Origin of the sequence: Paenibacillus sp. FSL R5-0519 (assembly GCF_037974275.1) — a bacterium.
Lineage (GTDB): Bacteria > Bacillota > Bacilli > Paenibacillales > Paenibacillaceae > Paenibacillus.
Genome location: NZ_CP150234.1, coordinates 821,377 through 842,348 on the forward strand (window position 1 = coordinate 821,377; position 20,972 = coordinate 842,348).

Sequence of the window (20,972 nt, forward strand, 5' to 3'; positions counted from 1 at the left end):
CGAAACGAAAGTAAATGCGAATTAGAACATTCCTTTAAGCTGAACTTGTGCAAACAAGTGAAGTGTTTATAAGGTAGATTGCTGGAGCGAGTGATCGAAATGGAGCGACTTTTGGATTTGCGCAAGCAAACCAAGCGGAGCGACAGCTCGAACACGAGCGCAATGGTTAAGCTACTAAGAGCACACGGAGGATGCCTAGGCGCTAGGAGCCGATGAAGGACGTGGCGAACAACGAAACTGCCTCGGGGAGCTGTAAGCAAGCTTTGATCCGGGGGTGTCCGAATGGGGAAACCCAGCTGGGGTAATTTCCAGTTACTCACAACTGAATACATAGGTTGTGTAGAGGCATACCAGGGGAACTGAAACATCTAAGTACCCTGAGGAAGAGAAAACAATAGTGATTCCGTCAGTAGCGGCGAGCGAACGCGGAGAAGCCCAAACCAGAGAGCTTGCTCTTTGGGGTTGTGGGACGTCTCACATGGAGTTACAAAGGAACCGGTTAAGCGAAGAGGTCTGGAAAGGCCCGCCAAAGAAGGTAAAAGCCCTGTAATTGAAAGTCTGTTCCCTCCGAGACGGATCCCGAGTAGTGCGGGGCACGTGAAACCCCGTATGAATCCGGCAGGACCATCTGCCAAGGCTAAATACTTCCTAGCGACCGATAGTGAAGCAGTACCGTGAGGGAAAGGTGAAAAGCACCCCGGAAGGGGAGTGAAATAGAACCTGAAACCGTGTGCTTACAAAAAGTCAGAGCCCGTTTTAGGGGTGATGGCGTGCCTTTTGTAGAATGAACCGGCGAGTTACGTTCCCGTGCAAGGTTAAGGTGAAGAGCCGGAGCCGCAGCGAAAGCGAGTCTGAATAGGGCGACATAGTACGTGGACGTAGACCCGAAACCGGGTGATCTACCCCTGTCCAGGGTGAAGGTGCGGTAACACGCACTGGAGGCCCGAACCCACGCACGTTGAAAAGTGCGGGGATGAGGTGGGGGTAGCGGAGAAATTCCAATCGAACTCGGAGATAGCTGGTTCTCCCCGAAATAGCTTTAGGGCTAGCCTCGGAAAACAGAGTCGTGGAGGTAGAGCACTGATTGGGTGCGGGGCCCGCAAGGGTTACCAAGCTCAGTCAAACTCCGAATGCCATAGACTTACTTCCGGGAGTCAGACAGTGAGTGCTAAGATCCATTGTCAAAAGGGAAACAGCCCAGACCATCAGCTAAGGTCCCCAAGTGTGTGTTAAGTGGGAAAGGATGTGGAGTTGCACAGACAACCAGGATGTTGGCTTAGAAGCAGCCACCATTGAAAGAGTGCGTAATAGCTCACTGGTCGAGTGACTCTGCGCCGAAAATGTAACGGGGCTAAACACACCACCGAAGCTATGGCTTGATGCTTGCATCAGGGGTAGGGGAGCGTTGTATAAGGGTTGAAGGTGTACCGTAAGGAGCGCTGGACATTATACAAGTGAGAATGCCGGTATGAGTAACGAAAAGATCAGTGAGAATCTGATCCGCCGAAAGCCTAAGGGTTCCTGAGGAAGGCTCGTCCGCTCAGGGTAAGTCGGGACCTAAGGCGAGGCCGAAAGGCGTAGTCGAAGGACAACAGGTCGAAATTCCTGTACCACCGTAAGCCGTTATGAGCAATGGGGGGACGCAGTAGGGTAGTGACGCGGACTGATGGATGTCCGTCTAAGCAGTGAGGCTGATGTGTAGGCAAATCCGCACATCGTAAGGCTGAGCTGTGATGGGGAGCGAAAATTATAGTAGCGAAGGTCATGATCTCACACTGCCAAGAAAAGCCTCTAGCCAGGTGAAGGTGCCCGTACCGCAAACCGACACAGGTAGGCGAGAAGAGTATTCTAAGGCGCGCGGAAGAACTCTCGTTAAGGAACTCGGCAAAATGACCCCGTAACTTCGGGAGAAGGGGTGCCCCGGTAGTGTGAATAGCACGAGGGGGCCGCAGTGAAAAGGCCCAAGCGACTGTTTAGCAAAAACACAGGTCTGTGCGAAGCCGTAAGGCGAAGTATACGGGCTGACGCCTGCCCGGTGCTGGAAGGTTAAGGGGAGTGGTTAGGGAGCAATCCCGAAGCTGTGAACCGAAGCCCCAGTAAACGGCGGCCGTAACTATAACGGTCCTAAGGTAGCGAAATTCCTTGTCAGGTAAATTCTGACCCGCACGAATGGCGTAACGACTTGGGCGCTGTCTCAACGAGAGATCCGGTGAAATTTTAATACCTGTGAAGATGCAGGTTACCCGCGACAAGACGGAAAGACCCCATGGAGCTTTACTGCAGCTTGATATTGAATTTGGGTACGATCTGTACAGGATAGGTGGGAGCCTTTGAAGCGGGAGCGCCAGCTTGCGTGGAGGCAACGTTGGGATACCACCCTGATCGTATCTAGGTTCTAACCTGGTACCGTAATCCGGTGCGGGGACAGTGTCAGGTGGGCAGTTTGACTGGGGCGGTCGCCTCCTAAAGAGTAACGGAGGCGCCCAAAGGTTCCCTCAGAATGGTTGGAAATCATTCGAAGAGTGCAAAGGCATAAGGGAGCTTGACTGCGAGACCTACAAGTCGAGCAGGGACGAAAGTCGGGCTTAGTGATCCGGTGGTACCGCATGGAAGGGCCATCGCTCAACGGATAAAAGCTACCCTGGGGATAACAGGCTTATCTCCCCCAAGAGTCCACATCGACGGGGAGGTTTGGCACCTCGATGTCGGCTCATCGCATCCTGGGGCTGAAGTAGGTCCCAAGGGTTGGGCTGTTCGCCCATTAAAGCGGTACGCGAGCTGGGTTCAGAACGTCGTGAGACAGTTCGGTCCCTATCTGTCGTGGGCGTAGGAAATTTGAGAGGAGCTGTCCTTAGTACGAGAGGACCGGGATGGACGTACCGCTGGTGTACCAGTTGTTCCGCCAGGAGCACCGCTGGGTAGCTATGTACGGACGGGATAAACGCTGAAAGCATCTAAGCGTGAAGCCCCCCTCAAGATGAGATTTCCCAGTATGTAAGACCCCTTGAAGACGACGAGGTAGATAGGCTGGGGGTGGAAGTGCAGCAATGCATGGAGCTGACCAGTACTAATCGGTCGAGGGCTTATCCAATAGCAAGTTATAAATCGCATGTTTCGTTTCGAATCTAGTTTTCAGAGAACGATCTCTGAAGCATATTCCCTGATAGCTCAGTTGGTAGAGCACTCGACTGTTAATCGAGTTGTCACAGGTTCGAGCCCTGTTCGGGGAGCCATATGGAGAGGTGTCCGAGCTGGCCGAAGGAGCACGATTGGAAATCGTGTAGGCGTCACAAGCGTCTCGAGGGTTCGAATCCCTCTCTCTCCGCCATAATAACAAGGCCCGTTGGTCAAGGGGTTAAGACACCTCCCTTTCACGGAGGTAACAGGGGTTCGAATCCCCTACGGGTCATATTAACTTCGAAAAAAGAAGTTGATTTTTACAACAAGATTATGATATGATCATAAATGTGTTGTTCGGAGGCTTAGCTCAGCTGGGAGAGCATCTGCCTTACAAGCAGAGGGTCGGGGGTTCGATCCCCTCAGCCTCCACCATATACTTTTTATAACGACGCGGGGTGGAGCAGCCCGGTAGCTCGTCGGGCTCATAACCCGAAGGCCGCAGGTTCAAATCCTGCCCCCGCAATTAACTTTCCTTGAGAAAGTACTATGGAACCGTGGTGTAGTTGGCCTAACATGCCTGCCTGTCACGCAGGAGATCGCGGGTTCGAATCCCGTCGGTTCCGCCATTTAATCTTTACATGAGGCAAACTGTTCACTACATCTGCTGTATGGCACTGATGCCCTATATAAAGTGTAAGGAATTAAGATTAGACTTTATTATGGCTCGGTAGCTCAGTCGGTAGAGCAGAGGACTGAAAATCCTCGTGTCGGCGGTTCGATTCCGTCCCGAGCCACCATTTTCAAAACAATTTAATATGCCGGTGTAGCTCAACTGGTAGAGCAACTGACTTGTAATCAGTAGGTTGGGGGTTCAAGTCCTCTCGCCGGCACCATGTAATCCTGGAGGATTAGCGAAGTGGCCAAACGCATCAGACTGTAAATCTGCTCCCGTACGGGTTCGGTGGTTCGAATCCATCATCCTCCACCAGTTTTTAGGGGCATAGTTTAAAGGTAGAACAACGGTCTCCAAAACCGTTGGTGTGGGTTCAATTCCTGCTGCCCCTGCCAATTAACTTTAAGAAATTTAACCTTTTGTGGCGATCGTGGCGAAGTGGTTAACGCACCGGTTTGTGGATCCGGCATTCGGGGGTTCAATTCCCCTCGATCGCCCCTTTGTTTTTTCATTTTTTATTGGGGATTAGCCAAGCGGTAAGGCAACGGACTTTGACTCCGTCATGCATAGGTTCAAATCCTATATCCCCAGCCATTATGCGGACGTGGCTCAGCGGTAGAGCATCGCCTTGCCAAGGCGAGGGTCGCGGGTTCGATTCCCGTCGTCCGCTCCAAAATATGGCGCCATAGCCAAGTGGTAAGGCACAGCTCTGCAAAAGCTTTATCCCCAGTTCGAATCTGGGTGGCGCCTCCAGTATATGCCGGCGTGGCGGAATGGCAGACGCGCTCGACTCAAAATCGAGTGGGAAACCGTGGAGGTTCGAGTCCTCTCGCCGGTATATTGAATAGCCCTACATGTTGCTTATGCAATGTGTAGGGCTATTTTATTTTATACAGATTTTTGTACAGTAAAGAATATTGGACTTTAATAAACATTGACGTATGATTATATTCAGTATATTGTAGATAAGTAAAGTCTTTAATTTAGAGGGAGTGAAGCAAAGTGAATAATGAAAAAAATGTATCGGATACCGATCTGTTATTTAATCTTTCTGTATGGGAAGAGGCATGGAAAAATCGTCCGAGAAGTCCAAAATATAAAAAGAAAAGCGCCCCATTTAATACAGAAGAAGCATTTGAACGATGGGCTAGGGATTATCATGTACAGTCGTTCTCTGAAGAAGGTAAGCAACGTTCTGAGCGTATTATGAATTGGATTGAGAACCAAGGTGTGGAGTTCGAGGGATTATCCATTTTGGACATTGGAGCTGCTTCGGGCATATTCACCATTCCTTTTGCAGAGAAGGGAGCAATTGTGACTGCAGTTGAACCATCTGAGTTGCTTGTCTCCCTGATGAAAGAGACGATACCTACAGCTCTTGAATCTAATATCGAAATCGTTAAAGAACGGTATGAGGAAATCGCCATTGAAGATAAGGGCTGGGAGAAGAAATATGATTTTGCATTTGCATCCATGTGTCCGGCAATGTCAGATTGGAAAACGATCGAGCAGGCGATCAACTGTGCCCGGAAGTATGTGTATATAAGCACTATGGCTGGACAGAAGGAACACACATTAATGGATGAACTTAAGGATGTATTGGGGGTAACTTCTACATACAAGGCTGGTGATATGGGATATATTCAACAGTTACTGTATTTAAAGGGTTATTCATACACGATGATCATTACGAGAGAAGTTAACTCATTTGAAGTACCAGTGGAAGAGATTATCGACAAGCTGCCAGAATTGCTTAATATGTATGAGTTACCATCGGATGAAGATTCTCTCAGTCTGGCTGAGAAATACATCCAAGATACATACAAGGATCGTATGATGACCTTCTCACGTGGAGCAAGGTTCGGGAAGATTCTGATCCAACTTGAACAGCCAAACATGAAAACAGTTCATATTAAGGATAAGCGATAAATCGTATAGGCTTGTTATGTGTACAAGGAGAATCAGCAATCGGGAGAACAACGTGGTCTAACGTCTGAGATGACGCTAGGAAGCCTCACGCTGGCACACAAGAAGATGTATATGTGGAACAGATGAAGTTTGAAGGTAAGTTATTACAAGAGAGAGCAGGATCGTTGCTCCCTCTTTTTTTTAATTTCATTAAAACTTAAAGTGCATTGATCCAAGTCCTCGATTCCTTGAGCCTATAAAGCTTAATTAATGAACTGCATATGGGCTAAAGGAATACTTAAATCCAATATCGAGACCACGGTAAAAACTAAGCCTGTAACTCGACACGAGACACGAAACGAAACACGTAGTTTACTTCCTGCTGCATAGTTCTGTATTCTGCTTACGCTCACGATACTGACCGGGGGTAATTCCTTCCCATTTACGAAATGACCGAATGAAATTTTGCGGATTGTTGTACCGAAGTCGTGCTGCGATATCTTTAACGGTTAGATCACTTTCGTCCAGCCATTTTTTAGCGATGTTAAATCGGTACTTGGTTAAATATTCACTAAATGAACAGCCTGTCTCTTTACGAAAAACACTACTTAAGTAGTTGGCATTGTAGTGAAGCTTCAAGGCACACTGCTCAAGCGTCAGATCCTTATCATAATCTTGATGAATCATGGCAATCATTTTCTCTGATATATGCTGATACTGGGCAACCTGTCTCGCTTTAAAAACCTGAATGACGGGCAAGATGACCTGATGGTTAAACCATTCCTCAACTTCAGCGGCGTACTGCAAACGATGAAGTTCATGAAACATCGATCCACGGCCTTGTGAGATCTGCCCGAGACGTATGCCGGAATCCTGAGTCATCTGCAAAATATGCGTGAGCAGCCTCGTAAGAGCCACCTGATACTCTTCTGGGGAACACTCCATACCAAAGATCACTTCAAGAAGTTGTTGCAGAAGAGTAGGTGCCTGGACTTCATCCGCACTTTGAATAGCTTGGATCAACGAATATTCCAATGATTCTGGGTAGGTCATGGACCAAGTGGAAGCATAATGATCAATGTTTTCATACTGAAAGATAATACCTGGGCCCAGCTTCATCCGATGCTTCAGTGCCTCCATTGCCTCTGAATAAGCCTGAGGAATGTGGTATAAGGAGTTATGCGGCTGGCTGAAGCCTATGCTAACTTGAAGAGCTAGAATTTTATTAATTTGTTGTTGTAACTGGACTGTTAATACATATAGCTGCTGTGAAAAAACAAACCGATCCTCTTCAACGGCGCCAATCACCGTGACTACGGTTTGTTCCATAACAATGGGAAGCAATTGTTGGTCATGCACCACCGTTTCCTCTAATATATTTTGAATAGCGAATAACAGGAGGTCACGATCATTAGCACTATATTTTGTATGATTAACGAGATCGGCCTGTAGTGTGATAACAGCAATTTGTTGCCATTCCTGAAGCTGACGCGTGAAGCCATATTCATGCAGGGTGTCATGAAGAGTATGAACAGAGATTTTACCCTGGAACAGATTCATCATAAGATGAGTGCGAATCTGTAAAAGATGCCTATTGAGTGTGTTCTCCAGTTGGGAGCGAGATGCAGATAATTGTGACACACCTGCTCTAATCTGTTCGAACTCATCAGACAGCTCAGTTGGTTGCTGAGTGAAGGTGCCTTCGTCTTTGGACAGCCTGTTGTCACCAAGTTGGGTTAAAAGCTTCCGAATCGGGACAAGCATTCGTTTGGAACCGAGCCAGGCAAGCAATAATGAAAGTAAAAGCAGGAAGAGACTGATATACAAAGTGTGTAATCCAATATCGATATATTCTTGTGTCAGAACGTTCGTAGGTGAGATTAGAACATAAGTCCATCCTTTTAAGGTAGTAGGGCTATACGTCAGGGAATAAGGTGTACCCGCGATCTTAACTTCTCGTTTTTCAAAGCCTGTTGAAAATGTAATGGGTGATAGTTTGGTTATGTTGGCTTCGGTATCCCGATCCTGTAATCCAATGGCAGACAACGGTTGTCCAATGTATACAGGATCGGGATGGACCAAGATACGTTGTTCCCGATTCAAAATGATCAGTCCTGAGGCAGTATTGCCTAAGGAGACTTCTCCAAATGTATTTTGCAAAGAGCATGCAGGAATTCCCGCTATGAGGGCAGCATCAGAAGACGTATTCAGATTCGGAATAGTTCTGGCAAGGGCAATATGATAAATACAGCCTGTACCGGGTGAACGCTCGTCATTACTGAACACCGATGAAGGGGAGAGCTGCCACCCAGAGGTTAGCGTATCCGATATCAATTCCTTCATGGGAAGAGCCAGTGGAAAACCCGTATTACGATATAATCCGGCATGATCAATAAGCCAATTCTGTGATTGGTTCACCAGGCTAATATCCAGCAGAGGTTCCCATGACCTCATATGTTGAAACTCGCTCTGCAGCTTGTCGGCAAGTAAAGGTCCTTTCCCTTGTAGTGAAGAAGAAGCAGACAGGGACCTGAGGGTTACTGGAGAGCGGACGGCCTGATCAAGCATATAACTGACTGTAGCGAGTTTGTGCTCTACGTTGGATTGCATTTGTTCCAGCAACTGTCTGTTGGCCTGCGTACGATGCAGTTCAGATTGGTTCGATGAATAGATAAATGCAGCAATTCCCGTTAACAAAATGGGCAGGGTGCTTAACAGGATTCCGAAGATAATCATTTTGTGGAGATAGCTGATTGGTCGCACAGTTCCAGTTCCACTCCTGACATAAGTAATAGTAACACTTTCTATTTTAGTAAACGCTTACATATAGAACAATCTAAAATTTGTTTATTTGGATAAAAAAGTAATTTTTAAAAGAGGAATAGAAACAGAGTTAAGGGATTGCTGATGGAAGATCTTGCAGAAAAGACTATAGAAACGGCTTGGTCCGACTCTTCTAAACGGAATCATAAGAAACGAAATGGCAGTGAGAACGTAAATAGAAACATGGACATCATTCTCTCTACAGGTTCATTTCGGGTAAAAGGTAGTCTGAATACGGAGATATAGAAGGTATCCTGAGTGCTGTTCAGCATGGGCGGAACGTTGGTCTTATATAGGGACAGTCAAAGGTCCAACTAGATCCCCGACCTGAGTCTAGGATGAAAAACCGTCCACGGTCTGTTTTGAAAAGTCTCAAATTCCCCTAGAATAAGGACATAAGGTTAAACAAGAAACACGGAAACAAAAAAACAAGAAACAAACGAACAAATGACTCAACACATTAAAATGAATGAATGGAAAGGGCGGTGAACAACAATTATGAGATTGAATAAGGGAAATGGCTGGGCGATTGTATTGATTGCACTGGGTGCACTACTCCTCTTCGGAAAGTTAACTCCACTTCTTGGACACTTAATGGGTTATCTGATTCCGGTCCTGATGATTGCACTGGGGTACTACGGAGTCAAGCGAGGAAATGTGATGCTCGGATGGATCGTTCTTATCATCGGTATCATCTCACTGATGGGAAAACTGGCATGGTTGATCGGACCGATCATCGCGATCGGGTTAATCATCTTCGGTATCTCAATGCTAAGCAATAACCGCGGTCGTCATCGCCGGTACTAAGCTTTCACGATTATGAAAAGGAGGGACAGAACATAATGAGTGTATTTCGTCGAATGCGGGATATTACCGTAGCCAATCTAAACGAACATTTGGAGCAAAGTCAGGATCCAGTCAAACTGATTGATCAGTTCCTGGTCTCGACCCGCCAAGACATCGGTGAAGCCGAGAAACTTCGTCATCAATATGCAAGTCATACCAGACAAATGAAACAACAAGCCGATCAGGCAGCAGGTATGGTGAACAAACGGGAAGAACAAGCGTCCATGGCTCTAAAAGCAGGAGAAGAGCATCTCGCTAAGCTGGCCTTGCAGGAGAAAATCCTCCACGAGGAAAAAATGGAACAGTACAATGAATTGTATGCACAAAGTTATGCGGCATTACAGGAGCTGGATGAACAGATCGACCAGCTCAAAGTTGAATATCAGAATGTATACAGCAAACGCCAATATTACTACGCTCGTATGCAGACGATTCAGTTACAACAACGTATGAACCAGAGAGGCAATCACAACGGTCAGAATGTACCCCGTATGTTTAACCGACTGGATGACCAAGTCTCTGATCTCGAATATGAAGCACAAAGTCTCCGGGATATCCGGCGAATGGGCCAAGATGGTTCAGGAGTAACTGGCAGCATGTCATCCTCCACGCTGGATAAGGAACTGGAGCGCTTAAGACAGAAATTGAACAATGACAGAAAGGAGTAGTCACATGAATAAATTATACCGCTCGGCGCGTAATCGAATGCTAACAGGTTTGATCGGCGGCATTTCTGAAAATCTCGGATTGAGCACCACGCTGCTGCGTATCATTTTCTTCATCAGTATTTTTGCTACGGGAGGTACTTCATTGTTGATCTACTTCATCGCTGCATTGGTGGTACCAAAGGAATCCAACCACGTTGATCCATATGCTTATGATCCCAACGTAAGAGGATACAAGTAAACGAAAGGAGCAAGAACATGAGCAAATTATACCGCTCAACGCGTGACCGGATGTTAACCGGCTTATGCGGCGGAATTTCCGAAAGTATTGGAATGGATTCCACCCTGCTGCGTATCATCTTCGTCATCAGTATCTTCGTAACTGGCGGCACGTCGTTGTTAATATACTTTATTGCAGCACTGGTGGTGCCAAAGGAACCGTATCCGCCTTATGATCCGTATGGTTACGGCCCTGGCCCTGGTCCTGGCAGAGGATACAACAACTATGATCATCAGCCGCCAAGAGGTCCTTTTCAAAATAATCACAATCAACAAGGTCCTGGTAACTTCGGTCCCGGCCCTGGATACAACAGCAGACCTCACTCCGGTCCGCGTTCTTATGACAACAATGCCTACGGAGCAGGTGCACCACAAGAAAGTGAACTTGATTCCATGATGAAAGATATCGAGAAAAAAGCACTGAAAAAAGAAGTTGAAGAGCTTCGCCAAAAATTATCTCGTTACGAGAAGGGAGAAAATTAAAATGGGAGTATTTAAACGGATTAAGGATATGACGAAAGCATCGGTAAATGATATGTTGGATAAGGTAGAGGACCCGATTGTAATGTTGAACCAGTACTTGCGTGATATGGAGGCTGAGATTCATGAGGCAGAGGTAACAGTTGCCAAACAAATGGCGAATGAGCGTCGCATGAAACAACGTCTGGATGAAGCAGAGCGTACTTCGGTACAACGTGAGTCTCAAGCAGAAGCTGCTCTGGCCAACGGTCAGGAAGAAGTGGCACGCAAATTGCTTGAAGAGAAAATCTACTTTGATCAAAAAATTACGGAGTACAATGAACTGCATGCACAGTCCGAAGCACAAGCAAAAGACCTGTTGCAACAGTTGCATGATATGAAAGATGAGTTCTACAAAATGCGTAACAAACGTAATGAACTCGTATCCCGTGCACAAATGGCAAAAGCCAAAAAACAAATGTCTTCCATTAACAGCCTGCATTCCATTGAAAGTGGTGGCGCATCACTAGGATTCCACCGCATGGAAGAGAAAATCATGCAGCTGGAAGCTGAAGCGGACGTAGCTCGTGCACCTTATCGCAACACATCATCCACGTACACGAACCCTGTAGATGTGGAAAAACAGTTCAAAGTGGATCAGCAATTACAAGCCCTCAAAAACAAAATGGGCAGTGGTTCCAAGAATGAAGCGAACGGAACTTCAAAAGAATAACTGTTCGCCCCGTGGACAATATGATATTCTATAAATCGTGTATAATGTGCGGTTGGTAGAACAAAAGTTAAGCCATACAGGACTTCATTGCCTGGTATGGCTTTTCCGTTGAATAAAGAAAGATAAACTTACAGAGGAGGTGCGGCGGGGATGAATAAGAAGAGTAAATGGCTAGCAGTTGTCATTATTATTATTGGCACAATGATGTTATTAAATCAGAATATTAACTTGCTGACCGCTGCCGCACTAATTCTGTTAACGGTTGGAATGCTTCAGGTCCGCAAAGGAGATACTCGGAAAGGTTATCGGTATCTTGGCATTGGTGCGGCACTGTTATTGCTGGATAATTTAATGATTGTATTTTTGATTGTACTGGCTTCTTTAGCTTATTTTTATTCAAAAAACAAAAAGATTCATCTGGACGAAGCAGTTATGAAAAAACAAAATTTCATGGCCCGGTACTACTGGGATCAATCATCCTGGACGTTACGGAGTATGAGTCTGTGGCACGCCATGGGTGAAGTTAACGCCGATCTGTCTCTTTCGATTCCGGAGGAGAAAGAAACAATCGTGCTGCTGCAAGGCGTTATGGGGAATGTTCGCCTTACGCTGCCAGAAGATTATGGTGTGGAGATTGAAGCATCGGTTCTTTTCGGCCGAATTAATCTTCATGGTGAACAAGATAGCGGCATGATGAACAAATTAGTATGGAGAACTCCTGGTTATGAATCCAGTGAACATAAAGCAAAATTTGTCATTTCTTATATTGTTGGCGACCTAAGCATAAGTAATCCGTAGTAAAATAGATGAAGAGAAGGAGGAGACCCCGATGAAGACAAAACGACATACCGACATGGTAACCCGAAGTATGGGTGAAGGGATCCTCCTGGTTTTCATTGTCCTTGCTGTTATTTTGTATGTATTGTATACATATGGTTATCTTGCTCCGTTTAAAGGCTGGAGTCATCTGATTCAATCGGGTCTTGCCTTATTGCTGCTTCTGATTGGGATCGGAGCGGTCTTTGGATTCTATCAGAGTTATCGGGTTAAACGCCGGCTAGAACTGCTGCGGGAAACTCTTCTACTGTGGGAGAAGGGCTCTCTATCACGCACTGTACCTGATCTGGGCGATGATGATGTGGGGCGTTTAAGTGAGCAACTCGGACGAATCGGCAAAAAGTGGGAAGATCAGGTATCTTCGCTCCAGCGATTGTCTACTCATAATGCACAGCTTGCTGAACAAGCCAGAATTACGGCTATTGTGGAAGAGCGGCAGCGACTGGCACGGGAACTGCATGATGCGGTATCGCAGCAATTGTTCGCGATATCTATGACAGCAACGGCCGTTGGACGGAAGATGGAGAAGGATTTTGAACGTGCTCAACGTCAGGTGGCTTTGATTGAAGAGATGGCTTCGGTAGCACAATCCGAGATGCGTGCGTTATTGTTACATCTGCGGCCAGTCTATTTGGAGGGCAAACAACTCGAACAAGGTCTGCGTGATCTTGTGATGGAACTGAAAACGAAAGTCCCCATGGATATTGTGCTCGAAATAGATGAAGACATCGATCTCATCAAAGGCATCGAGAATCATCTGTTTCGGATCGTTCAGGAGGCTATGTCCAATACGTTACGGCATGCAAAAGCGGAAAAAATGGAGATACGGCTCCAGCGCCGCACAGATGCGATTCGGGTACTGATTCGTGATGATGGGCAAGGCTTTGATCTGGATGAGAATAAACAAGCCTCCTACGGTCTGGCTAACATGCGTGAACGTGTTACGGAGATTGGTGGAGCCATACAATTTGTAACAGCGCCTGGTAAGGGAACGCGGATTGAGATTACGATACCTTTGATGAACGATGAAAGCGAGGAAGAACATGTCAATGGAACCGGAAGTCGAAACGGAGACGGAAACGTCGATCAAAGTATTGCTCGTGGATGATCATGAGATGGTACGTATTGGTCTGGCAGCGGTACTGGATACCGAAGATGGAATTGAAGTTGTTGGTGAAGCAGGCAGTGGAGAAGAAGGTATTCGGCTTGCGCAGGAATATAAGCCTGATGTTGTTCTGATGGACCTGGTGATGGAAGGCATGGATGGCATCGAGGCTACACGTCAGGTACTTAAAATGTATCCGGAGTGCAAAGTCATCGTCTTGACGAGTTACCTGGATGATGAAAAAATGTATCCTGTCATTGAAGCAGGCGCATTCAGTTATCTGTTAAAAACATCAAGAGCCAATGAAGTGGCAGATGCAATTCGCGCAGCAGCACGCGGGCAATCCGTTCTGGAGTCACAGGTGGCTTCCAAAATGATGAATCGATTCCGACAGCCACAGGCAGCAGCTCCTTTGCATGATGAATTGACGGACCGTGAGATGGATGTGCTCCGGTTGCTGGCCAAAGGCAAGTCGAATCAGGACATCGCAGATGACCTGATCATCGGCATTAAGACAGTCAAGTTTCACGTCACGAATTTACTGGCCAAATTGGGCGTAGACGACCGTACACAGGCCGCGATCTATGCTTATAAAAACGGACTTGCAGAGTAATAACAAGAATATATGCAATCACATAATTAAGCCAAAGAACCGTGCAGTAATGTACGGAAGTAATAGATAAGAGGACAGAAAGAACCTGAAGAAGCGAAGTAAAAGTTTGCTGAAAGAAAGCTACTTCGAAGCATACACTTCGCCTTTATCCCCGGATTTATCATTTATAAATGGAATCAAAAAATCTGGGGATAACAGCGATCGGAAGGGTGTTCTGTCATCGGAGTGGCTAGTGTAAATAGTGATGAGTTCAATTTAGATAGAAAAGTTTGAATGGAAAGCTCTGATCTGCCATACAAGTGGTGGGTGGGGCTTTTTTTGATGTGTTTGGACGAAGTATAGCTGATGTGGGAAAGGGGCATGCTGTTGATAGATTCATAGAATGCAAGAAGGAACGGGGGATTCAAATGTTAAATCGTTGGATGACAGCAGGTATATTGGCAATGGCTATCATTATTCTTATCGGTGTGACACAGGTATATGCAGAGAAGAACGAACCCAAAGCAGCGCAACTCGAACAACTAATTCATACTGCTGACAGCGTGATTGATAATGTGGATCGTCTGGTTATTAAATGGCAAGGAAAAGGCCGGGGAGATGCACAAGCGCAGGCTGTATTATTGGCTAATCACTTGGGGCTGGAACAACCAGTACGGGTTCGCCAGACGGGCCATAATGTGTATCGCAGTGAGAGGGTTGTCAATGAAACTACTGGAGAAGCAGGTGTATTGGTCAATGTCGTTGAGTCAGAAGACAACGGTTATTACGCCATCGTACAACTTTCAGGGGATGCGCACACGGATCGGAACACATTCCTGACAGCACATGAACAGATCGGTCAGCTGCTTGTAGGCTCAGGGATGAAGGCAAGCTGGAATATGTCTGTACAAGGTACAGCAGTTAATGCTACTGCACATGATGCGAGTCAGCAACTGGAACTGATCGAAGAACAGCTGTCCACAAAGGTGGATATCACCTCCGTTGAACGTTATAAGGATGTAACCAGCGCAAGTGTCTCTTATGAGTCGGCTGATCTGCCATTGTCGATTAGGAGTGGATCGCATATGTTGAATATGCAGCTCGCAGTTCACCAGATTGGTGATGAGATGCACAATCGAATTACAGTGGGATTTCCGGTGATTACGATTGAGTATTAAGGCTGGAATTTTCTAGTTATTCAGACAGTGAAGTGAGAATCTTTACTAGAAAAATCAGTTGGAAATAGTGCATCCGTTCAGTTGATATGCTAAAATGGCATCACATCCAAGAAGGAACTTGCTGGTAATTGACGGTTGTATGTCGTGCATATATAACACCATTACATAGCTCGGGGAGAGCATATAGGTTATCTTCCCGGAAGAAAGAGGAGCCCATGGTTGAAAAACAATCGCAAGATGAAGTACAGACACCAGGTGCAGTATTTTTCATTTTTGGAGCAACGGGTGATCTGGCCCGCCGGAAGCTATTTCCGGCTATCTACAGTCTTTACCGTGAAGGCAAGCTTGCTGAGGACTTTGCGGTTATTGGCGTAGCACGTCGTCCGAGGTCCCCAGAAGAATTCCGGGAAGACATCTATGAATCCATTAAAGAGTTCTGCCGCTATCCGGCGGGGGAACCTGATGAGTGGAACGCTTTTGTCGATCATTTTGAATACAAAGCACTGGATATCAATAATGTGGACGGATTCAAAGAGCTGCGTGCGCAAACGGAGCATCTGGAATCGAAGTTTAACACGCCGGGGAACCGGCTGTTCTATCTGGCACTGGCACCTGAGCTGTTTGGCAGTGTCTCGTACAGTTTGCGGGACGGCGGTATGCTGGAAAGTCGGGGTTGGAACCGTTTGGTGATCGAAAAACCATTTGGTTATGATCTGCAATCGGCTGAACATCTGAATGAGCAGATTCGTGAGGTATTCCGTGAAGAGGAAATCTACCGGATTGATCATTATCTGGGCAAGGAAATGGTGCAAAATATCGAAGTCATTCGGTTCGGAAATGCTTTTTTTGAACCCCTCTGGAATAACAAACATATTGCTAACGTCCAGATTACGCTGGGTGAGACAGTAGGCGTGGAAGAACGTGGCGGTTATTATGATCACTCTGGGGCACTGCGTGATATGGGGCAAAACCATATGCTTCAGATGCTGACGATGATTGCGATGGAACCGCCAAGTCGCCTATTTCCGGAGGACATTCGGGATGAGAAGGTGAAGGTATTGCGCTCATTGCGAGCCTTTACTTCGGATGAGGAAGTGAGCAACAACGTTGTGCGGGGACAGTATTCCGAAGGGGAGTACCGTGGCAAGCAGCTTCCGGGGTATCGCCAGGAAGACAAGGTTGATCCGCAGTCGAATACGGAGACTTATTTTGCAGCACGTGTATTCGTGGATAATTTCCGCTGGGCAGGTGTCCCATTTTACATTCGGACAGGCAAGCGTCTGCCGGTAAAAACGACGGAGATCGTAGTTGAGTTCAAGTCGATGCCGAACAACGTGTATCTTGGGAAGAAGTATAAATTGGAACCAAATCTGCTGGTCATTCGGGTGAATCCGATGGAAGGCATATATATCAAGATCAATGCCAAAAAACCAGGCTCGGATTCCGAGATTCAGCCGCTCGCGATGGATTTCTGCCAGAGCTGCATGATTGGAATCAACTCGCCTGAAGCATATGAACGTCTGCTGCACGATGCGGCAGAGGGGGATTCTACGTATTTTACCCGCTGGGATGAAGTGGCGACAGCCTGGTCTTTCGTGGATCGGATCGCAGCAGCCTGGGGACAGAATCAGGGAGAGCTTCATACGTACCCTGCTGGAACTTGGGGACCAGAAGCGACAGACAAGCTGCTGGAGCAGGACGGATTCCACTGGTGGCCAGTGAATGGTCAGGACGAGGACAGCGTGATCTGGCAAGTGAATGGGTAGGGTAAGGACATTAACAGCATAGACAACATGACTGAGCCTGGGGATCGCAAATTTTGCGGTGTACTCAGGCTTTTTAGCGGGGAAAAGGAAGGCATCCATCAAAAGGAAATAAGTAATTTAAATTAAGTTGTTGACAAAAAGTAAGTATGTAACTTATACTCAACACATGAGTTAAAGAGTTACGCCAATGACAAACTTCATCCGGGCCAACGTTTCGGATATAAGTGATCATTCATGAGATAAAATGTAAACCAGTTGAAGGGGTTTGCGTCACAGAGAATCATGAAAAAATGTGCATAATATCTTTAATCTGAGAATACTATTTTGTATATATCGAATGGAGGAAAAAGAAAATGATGTTGGATGTAGGGTTGTTGTTGATTCGTTTGGTGATTGGATTGTCGTTCATGGCGCACGGGGCTCAAAAGCTGTTTGGTTGGTTCGGAGGTTACGGAATCAAGGGTACAGGCGGCTGGTTTGAGTCGATGGGCATGAAGCCCGGTGCATTGGTGGCTTTACTGGCTGGACTCGCGGAATTCGGTGGCGGATTGCTGTTGGCGCTGGGTCTGCTCACACCGGTAGGCGGCATTCTGATTGCATTGACGATGGTCATTGCGATTGTGAAAGTCCATGGTGCGAACGGTTACTGGTCCACGCAGAACGGGTTCGAATATAATCTCGCGATTCTGGTGATTGGTGTAGCGCTAGCCCTGACGGGTGGCGGACAGTACGCGCTGGATGCATTAATTTTCTAAAACACAATAACATGAAATAAATGAGGAGTGCCTGGATGCCATAATTATGGCTGAAGGGTGCTTTTTTTTGCAAATGAAAAGAGAATAATCTGCGGTAGTAATCGGTTATTTTCGGTACAGATTATGGTACAATAGGAGAGTTGGGTTAAGAAGCAGTTCACGGTATCGATGAAAGCACAGATTTTGAGGAGGATGAACTCCATTGTAAATGTGTAAAATTAATCTAGTGTATGCATACCTCATATGCAAAATGACCAGTGTACAATCAACCGGCCTCGCCGGATTGCATAAAGATTGAATGATGGACCGGCCATGCCGGATTAACGTGAATGAACGGACGAAAGGGATTAAACCTATGAGCAAAGCTGCAAATGATATTCTTCAACAGGAAGTGGACAAACGCCGGACGTTTGCCATTATCTCTCACCCGGATGCGGGTAAAACGACATTAACCGAGAAACTGTTGCTGTTCGGGGGCGCGATTCGCCTTGCGGGAACGGTAAAAGCTCGGAAAGCTAGCAAACACGCAACAAGTGACTGGATGGAAATTGAGAAACAACGGGGGATCTCGGTTACTTCTTCCGTAATGCAATTTGATTACCTGAACCATCGCGTTAACATTCTGGATACACCGGGTCACCAGGATTTCAGTGAAGATACGTATCGTACACTGACGGCTGCCGACAGTGCGGTCATGTTGATTGACGTAGCGAAGGGTGTCGAGGCACAAACCATTAAATTGTTCCAGGTGTGTGCGAAGCGTGGCATTCCAATCTTTACGTTTATCAACAAACTCGACCGTGAGGGTAAAAGCCCGTTTGACTTGATGGAAGAACTTGAAAATGTACTGGGTATTCGTTCCGTTCCAATGAACTGGCCAATTGGTACAGGTCGTGAACTATGCGGTGTATATGACCGGATGAAAAATCAGGTGGAGTTGTTCCAAGGGGACGATCACTCGACAATTAAAGTTCAGAAAGTAGACGGTTATACAGATCCAATTATCCGTGAGATGGCAGGGGAATATCTGCATGATCAATTAATTCAGGATCTGGAGCTTTTGGATGTTGCGGGAGATCCGTTTGATATGGAGAAAGTTCAACGCGGCGAATTGACACCTATTTTCTTCGGTAGTGCGATCAACAATTTTGGTGTGCAGACCTTCCTGGAGAACTTCCTGGAACTGGCACCGAAGCCCGAACCACGTCGCAGTACGGCAGGAGAAATCCAGCCAACGAATGAAAAATTCAGCGGGTATGTATTCAAGATTCAAGCGAACATGAACCCTGCACACCGGGATCGTATTGCGTTCCTGCGTATTGTATCAGGCAAGTTCCAACGTGGAATGAGTGTGAAGCATACTCGTGTAGGTAAAGAGATCAAGCTGTCACAGCCACAGCAATTCCTGGCACAGGATCGGGATATTGTTGAAGAGGCATATGCCGGCGATATTATCGGTTTGTTCGATCCGGGTATCTTCCGGATTGGGGATTCACTGAGCCAAGGCAGCGAGGTTGTCTTTGAGGAGTTGCCAACGTTCTCGCCAGAGATTTTTGCCAAAGTTACTGTAAAAAATGCATTGAAACATAAACAGTACCAAAAAGGCATTGACCAGTTGACGGAGGAAGGAACCATTCAGGTGTTCCAGACGGCAAGTTTCGACGAGACGATTCTCGGCGTAATTGGTCAACTGCAGTTCGAGGTATTTGAATACCGAATGAAAGGCGAGTATGGGGTAGACGTGCAATTGCAGCGCATGCCTTATCAGTTCGCCCGCTGGATCGTGGACGAGAATCTGGACCCAAGCAAATTCCGGATTAACTCTGCGCTTGTAAAAGATAAAAAAGGAAATTATGTCGTACTCTTCGAAAATGAGTACGCCATGAGAACGGCTATGGATAAAAATCCTACAGCCAAGTTCTTGGAGACTGCACCTTAAGTAAGGCCGACGTATTTTATCGTGAATCATTGAAGGGTTAGTTAAACGCGACAAGTTCATGTGATGAAATAGAGCTTGTTAAGAAATAAGATCCCTCCGCCGTTTGGCGGAGGGATCTATTGCTATACACCTTACTTGGAGGCGGGTATGATCCAGCCGAATAAGGGAAAGCTTTCTTTTGCAGACAGAACAAACGGTTTGATGGTTACCTTACCCTCCAATGCTTCGATTAGCGAAGCGGTTGAACGGGAATGGTGTGCAGATGCTCCTGCGCGATTTGAATGAGTTCTTCCTGCTTGGCAGGTTCCGTGTTCTTCCAGATCATCTCGAAAATGGCGCCAAGTCCAGGTAATGCAGCTTCCGGTCCATCTACTGAACCTTCAATCATCTCCCGGAGCTGATCATCACTCTTGTCATGAACTTTATGAACAATCGCTTCACGCAGGCTTAATGTAATGGGCATCGCAATTCCCTCCTCGTATATTCGGCTGCTCTTATACTGTTCCCTGGGAAGCGCGAGCGCATTCAAGTTTATCGGGCTTTGTGGTATACTACGAAGGATTATTTACGTTAGCATGGGTATCGGTAATGATGCGTCATGCTGAAGTGCAGCGGGAGGTTAAGACCCTAATGGCCAAGAAACAGTATGCCGTAATTGGCATGGGACGGTTCGGATCAAGTGTTGCCAATGCATTGAGCGGTATGGGATTCGACGTGCTGGCAATTGATGCGGACGAGCAGCGGACACAGGAAATGTCCAATGTGGTGACTCATGCGGTATCGGCAGATTCAACAGATGAAGAAGCGCTGCGTGCGCTGGGCATACGGAATTTCGACGTTGTCGTTGTGGCAATTGGTGAAGATATTCAGGCGAGTATTCTGACAACCCTGATATTGAAAGATATGGGTGTACCGGTCCTAATCGTAAAAGCTCAAAATGAGCTTCATGGTAAGGTGCTGCAGAAGATTGGAGCAGACAAGGTCATCTATCCTGAGCGGGATATGGGATTACGCGTAGCCCATCATCTGACCTCGCCTAACATACTGGATTACATTGAGTTATCTGAGGATTACAGCATTCTGGAGATGAGAGCTTCCGAGCAAATGATCGGCAAAAACCTGATGGAATTAAACATCCGGGCACGTTTTGGATGCAACGTCATGGCGATTCGTAGTGGGAACTCGATGAACATCTCTCCGTACGCGGAGGACCGGATCGAAGCTGGAGATGTGCTGGTCATTGTGGGTCACAAGGATCATTTGACGAAAATGGAGCTTGCATATCCGAAGTGAT

At 46.6% G+C, this 20,972-nt stretch carries 16 protein-coding genes, 15 tRNA genes and 1 rRNA gene; 30 read left to right on the top strand and 2 right to left on the bottom strand.

The features are described from left to right. Positions 1-164 precede the first annotated feature (164 nt). The 17 genes from MKY73_RS03515 (at position 165) to MKY73_RS03595 (ending at position 5,722) form a co-directional block, all read left to right on the top strand. A 23S ribosomal RNA gene (locus MKY73_RS03515) occupies positions 165-3,091 on the top strand. Between the two features lie 66 nt (positions 3,092-3,157). Further along, positions 3,158-3,233 (top strand) — tRNA-Asn (locus MKY73_RS03520). Between the two features lie 3 nt (positions 3,234-3,236). Continuing rightward, a tRNA-Ser gene (locus tag MKY73_RS03525) sits at positions 3,237-3,328 on the top strand. 9 nt (positions 3,329-3,337) lie between these two features. Then, positions 3,338-3,409, top strand: a tRNA-Glu gene (locus MKY73_RS03530). 67 nt (positions 3,410-3,476) lie between these two features. Next, positions 3,477-3,552: transfer RNA gene (locus MKY73_RS03535), tRNA-Val, on the top strand. A gap of 17 nt (positions 3,553-3,569) precedes the next feature. Then, positions 3,570-3,643 (top strand) — tRNA-Met (locus MKY73_RS03540). 25 nt (positions 3,644-3,668) lie between these two features. Beyond that, positions 3,669-3,746, top strand: a tRNA-Asp gene (locus MKY73_RS03545). 95 nt (positions 3,747-3,841) lie between these two features. Continuing rightward, a tRNA-Phe gene (locus tag MKY73_RS03550) sits at positions 3,842-3,917 on the top strand. A 20-nt stretch (positions 3,918-3,937) separates the two neighbouring features. Then, a tRNA-Thr gene (locus tag MKY73_RS03555) sits at positions 3,938-4,013 on the top strand. 9 nt (positions 4,014-4,022) lie between these two features. Further along, positions 4,023-4,108 (top strand) — tRNA-Tyr (locus tag MKY73_RS03560). A 6-nt stretch (positions 4,109-4,114) separates the two neighbouring features. Then, positions 4,115-4,188: transfer RNA gene (locus MKY73_RS03565), tRNA-Trp, on the top strand. 29 nt (positions 4,189-4,217) lie between these two features. Continuing rightward, positions 4,218-4,290 (top strand) — tRNA-His (locus MKY73_RS03570). Between the two features lie 22 nt (positions 4,291-4,312). Continuing rightward, a tRNA-Gln gene (locus MKY73_RS03575) sits at positions 4,313-4,387 on the top strand. A 4-nt stretch (positions 4,388-4,391) separates the two neighbouring features. Next, a tRNA-Gly gene (locus tag MKY73_RS03580) sits at positions 4,392-4,466 on the top strand. Between the two features lie 6 nt (positions 4,467-4,472). Continuing rightward, positions 4,473-4,546, top strand: a tRNA-Cys gene (locus tag MKY73_RS03585). A gap of 6 nt (positions 4,547-4,552) precedes the next feature. Then, positions 4,553-4,631, top strand: a tRNA-Leu gene (locus tag MKY73_RS03590). A 164-nt stretch (positions 4,632-4,795) separates the two neighbouring features. Then, positions 4,796-5,722, top strand: a complete 927-nt coding sequence (locus MKY73_RS03595) for a methyltransferase domain-containing protein (protein WP_339305685.1) — start codon at positions 4,796-4,798, stop codon at positions 5,720-5,722. A 351-nt stretch (positions 5,723-6,073) separates the two neighbouring features. Here the strand turns inward: MKY73_RS03595 and MKY73_RS03600 are convergent, their stop codons facing one another. Next, a complete protein-coding gene (locus MKY73_RS03600; protein WP_339305686.1) occupies positions 6,074-8,464 on the bottom strand; it encodes a helix-turn-helix domain-containing protein in 2,391 nt (796 codons plus the stop codon). A gap of 558 nt (positions 8,465-9,022) precedes the next feature. Between MKY73_RS03600 and MKY73_RS03605 the strand changes: the two genes are divergently transcribed. The 12 genes from MKY73_RS03605 to MKY73_RS03660 all read left to right on the top strand — a co-directional run bounded on the left by MKY73_RS03605 (position 9,023) and on the right by MKY73_RS03660 (position 19,678). Beyond that, the gene (locus MKY73_RS03605) at positions 9,023-9,331 is read left to right on the top strand and encodes a hypothetical protein (RefSeq protein WP_339237657.1); all 309 of its coding nucleotides are present in this window, start codon (positions 9,023-9,025) and stop codon (positions 9,329-9,331) included. Between the two features lie 35 nt (positions 9,332-9,366). After that, entirely contained in the window at positions 9,367-10,038 is a 672-nt protein-coding gene (locus MKY73_RS03610; RefSeq protein WP_062838036.1) for a PspA/IM30 family protein, read from the top strand. Between the two features lie 4 nt (positions 10,039-10,042). After that, the gene (locus tag MKY73_RS03615; protein WP_091020938.1) at positions 10,043-10,276 is read left to right on the top strand and encodes a PspC domain-containing protein; all 234 of its coding nucleotides are present in this window, start codon (positions 10,043-10,045) and stop codon (positions 10,274-10,276) included. Positions 10,277-10,293: 17 nt separating this feature from the next. Further along, the gene (locus MKY73_RS03620; protein ID WP_339305688.1) at positions 10,294-10,797 is read left to right on the top strand and encodes a PspC domain-containing protein; all 504 of its coding nucleotides are present in this window, start codon (positions 10,294-10,296) and stop codon (positions 10,795-10,797) included. 1 nt (position 10,798) lies between these two features. Further along, positions 10,799-11,506: a PspA/IM30 family protein gene (locus tag MKY73_RS03625; protein ID WP_339237651.1), complete on the top strand. Its 708-nt coding sequence runs from the start codon at positions 10,799-10,801 to the stop codon at positions 11,504-11,506. Between the two features lie 150 nt (positions 11,507-11,656). Beyond that, positions 11,657-12,304, top strand: coding sequence for a cell wall-active antibiotics response protein LiaF (liaF, locus tag MKY73_RS03630; protein WP_339305690.1), 648 nt, complete (start codon positions 11,657-11,659; stop codon positions 12,302-12,304). Between the two features lie 31 nt (positions 12,305-12,335). After that, positions 12,336-13,451, top strand: coding sequence for a sensor histidine kinase (locus MKY73_RS03635; protein WP_339237647.1), 1,116 nt, complete (start codon positions 12,336-12,338; stop codon positions 13,449-13,451). Next, positions 13,393-14,061, top strand: a complete 669-nt coding sequence (locus MKY73_RS03640; protein WP_091020933.1) for a response regulator transcription factor — start codon at positions 13,393-13,395, stop codon at positions 14,059-14,061. The genes MKY73_RS03635 and MKY73_RS03640 overlap by 59 nt, the downstream gene beginning before the upstream one ends. A gap of 407 nt (positions 14,062-14,468) precedes the next feature. Then, the gene (locus MKY73_RS03645) at positions 14,469-15,218 is read left to right on the top strand and encodes a YwmB family TATA-box binding protein (protein ID WP_339305691.1); all 750 of its coding nucleotides are present in this window, start codon (positions 14,469-14,471) and stop codon (positions 15,216-15,218) included. A gap of 215 nt (positions 15,219-15,433) precedes the next feature. Next, a complete protein-coding gene (gene zwf, locus MKY73_RS03650; RefSeq protein WP_339305693.1) occupies positions 15,434-16,984 on the top strand; it encodes a glucose-6-phosphate dehydrogenase in 1,551 nt (516 codons plus the stop codon). A 356-nt stretch (positions 16,985-17,340) separates the two neighbouring features. Beyond that, complete coding sequence (locus tag MKY73_RS03655) at positions 17,341-17,739, top strand: DoxX family protein (protein ID WP_024634146.1); 399 nt, start codon at positions 17,341-17,343, stop codon at positions 17,737-17,739. A gap of 355 nt (positions 17,740-18,094) precedes the next feature. Then, complete coding sequence (locus MKY73_RS03660; RefSeq protein WP_339305695.1) at positions 18,095-19,678, top strand: peptide chain release factor 3; 1,584 nt, start codon at positions 18,095-18,097, stop codon at positions 19,676-19,678. Positions 19,679-19,907: 229 nt separating this feature from the next. On the opposite strand, the gene sspI is transcribed toward MKY73_RS03660, so the two are convergent. Beyond that, complete coding sequence (sspI, locus tag MKY73_RS03665) at positions 19,908-20,141, bottom strand: small acid-soluble spore protein SspI (protein WP_036673259.1); 234 nt, start codon at positions 20,139-20,141, stop codon at positions 19,908-19,910. A 128-nt stretch (positions 20,142-20,269) separates the two neighbouring features. Here sspI and MKY73_RS03670 point away from each other — a divergent pair, with 128 nt between their 5' ends. Then, positions 20,270-20,971: a TrkA family potassium uptake protein gene (locus tag MKY73_RS03670; protein WP_278299144.1), complete on the top strand. Its 702-nt coding sequence runs from the start codon at positions 20,270-20,272 to the stop codon at positions 20,969-20,971. The last annotated feature ends 1 nt before the right edge of the window (position 20,972 follow it).

What these genes read in the sequence shown, in the direction of transcription:
- sspI (WP_036673259.1), bottom strand. Translation starts at nt 20,141, where the DNA reads ATGCCCATTACATTAAGCCTGCGTGAAGCGATTGTTCATAAAGTTCAT.
- MKY73_RS03605 (WP_339237657.1), top strand. Translation starts at nt 9,023, where the DNA reads ATGAGATTGAATAAGGGAAATGGCTGGGCGATTGTATTGATTGCACTG.
- MKY73_RS03625 (WP_339237651.1), top strand. Translation starts at nt 10,799, where the DNA reads ATGGGAGTATTTAAACGGATTAAGGATATGACGAAAGCATCGGTAAAT.
- MKY73_RS03640 (WP_091020933.1), top strand. Translation starts at nt 13,393, where the DNA reads ATGGAACCGGAAGTCGAAACGGAGACGGAAACGTCGATCAAAGTATTG.
- liaF (WP_339305690.1), top strand. Translation starts at nt 11,657, where the DNA reads ATGAATAAGAAGAGTAAATGGCTAGCAGTTGTCATTATTATTATTGGC.
- MKY73_RS03620 (WP_339305688.1), top strand. Translation starts at nt 10,294, where the DNA reads ATGAGCAAATTATACCGCTCAACGCGTGACCGGATGTTAACCGGCTTA.
- MKY73_RS03635 (WP_339237647.1), top strand. Translation starts at nt 12,336, where the DNA reads ATGAAGACAAAACGACATACCGACATGGTAACCCGAAGTATGGGTGAA.
- zwf (WP_339305693.1), top strand. Translation starts at nt 15,434, where the DNA reads ATGGTTGAAAAACAATCGCAAGATGAAGTACAGACACCAGGTGCAGTA.
- MKY73_RS03615 (WP_091020938.1), top strand. Translation starts at nt 10,043, where the DNA reads ATGAATAAATTATACCGCTCGGCGCGTAATCGAATGCTAACAGGTTTG.
- MKY73_RS03660 (WP_339305695.1), top strand. Translation starts at nt 18,095, where the DNA reads ATGAGCAAAGCTGCAAATGATATTCTTCAACAGGAAGTGGACAAACGC.
- MKY73_RS03655 (WP_024634146.1), top strand. Translation starts at nt 17,341, where the DNA reads ATGTTGGATGTAGGGTTGTTGTTGATTCGTTTGGTGATTGGATTGTCG.
- MKY73_RS03645 (WP_339305691.1), top strand. Translation starts at nt 14,469, where the DNA reads ATGTTAAATCGTTGGATGACAGCAGGTATATTGGCAATGGCTATCATT.
- MKY73_RS03610 (WP_062838036.1), top strand. Translation starts at nt 9,367, where the DNA reads ATGAGTGTATTTCGTCGAATGCGGGATATTACCGTAGCCAATCTAAAC.
- MKY73_RS03670 (WP_278299144.1), top strand. Translation starts at nt 20,270, where the DNA reads ATGCGTCATGCTGAAGTGCAGCGGGAGGTTAAGACCCTAATGGCCAAG.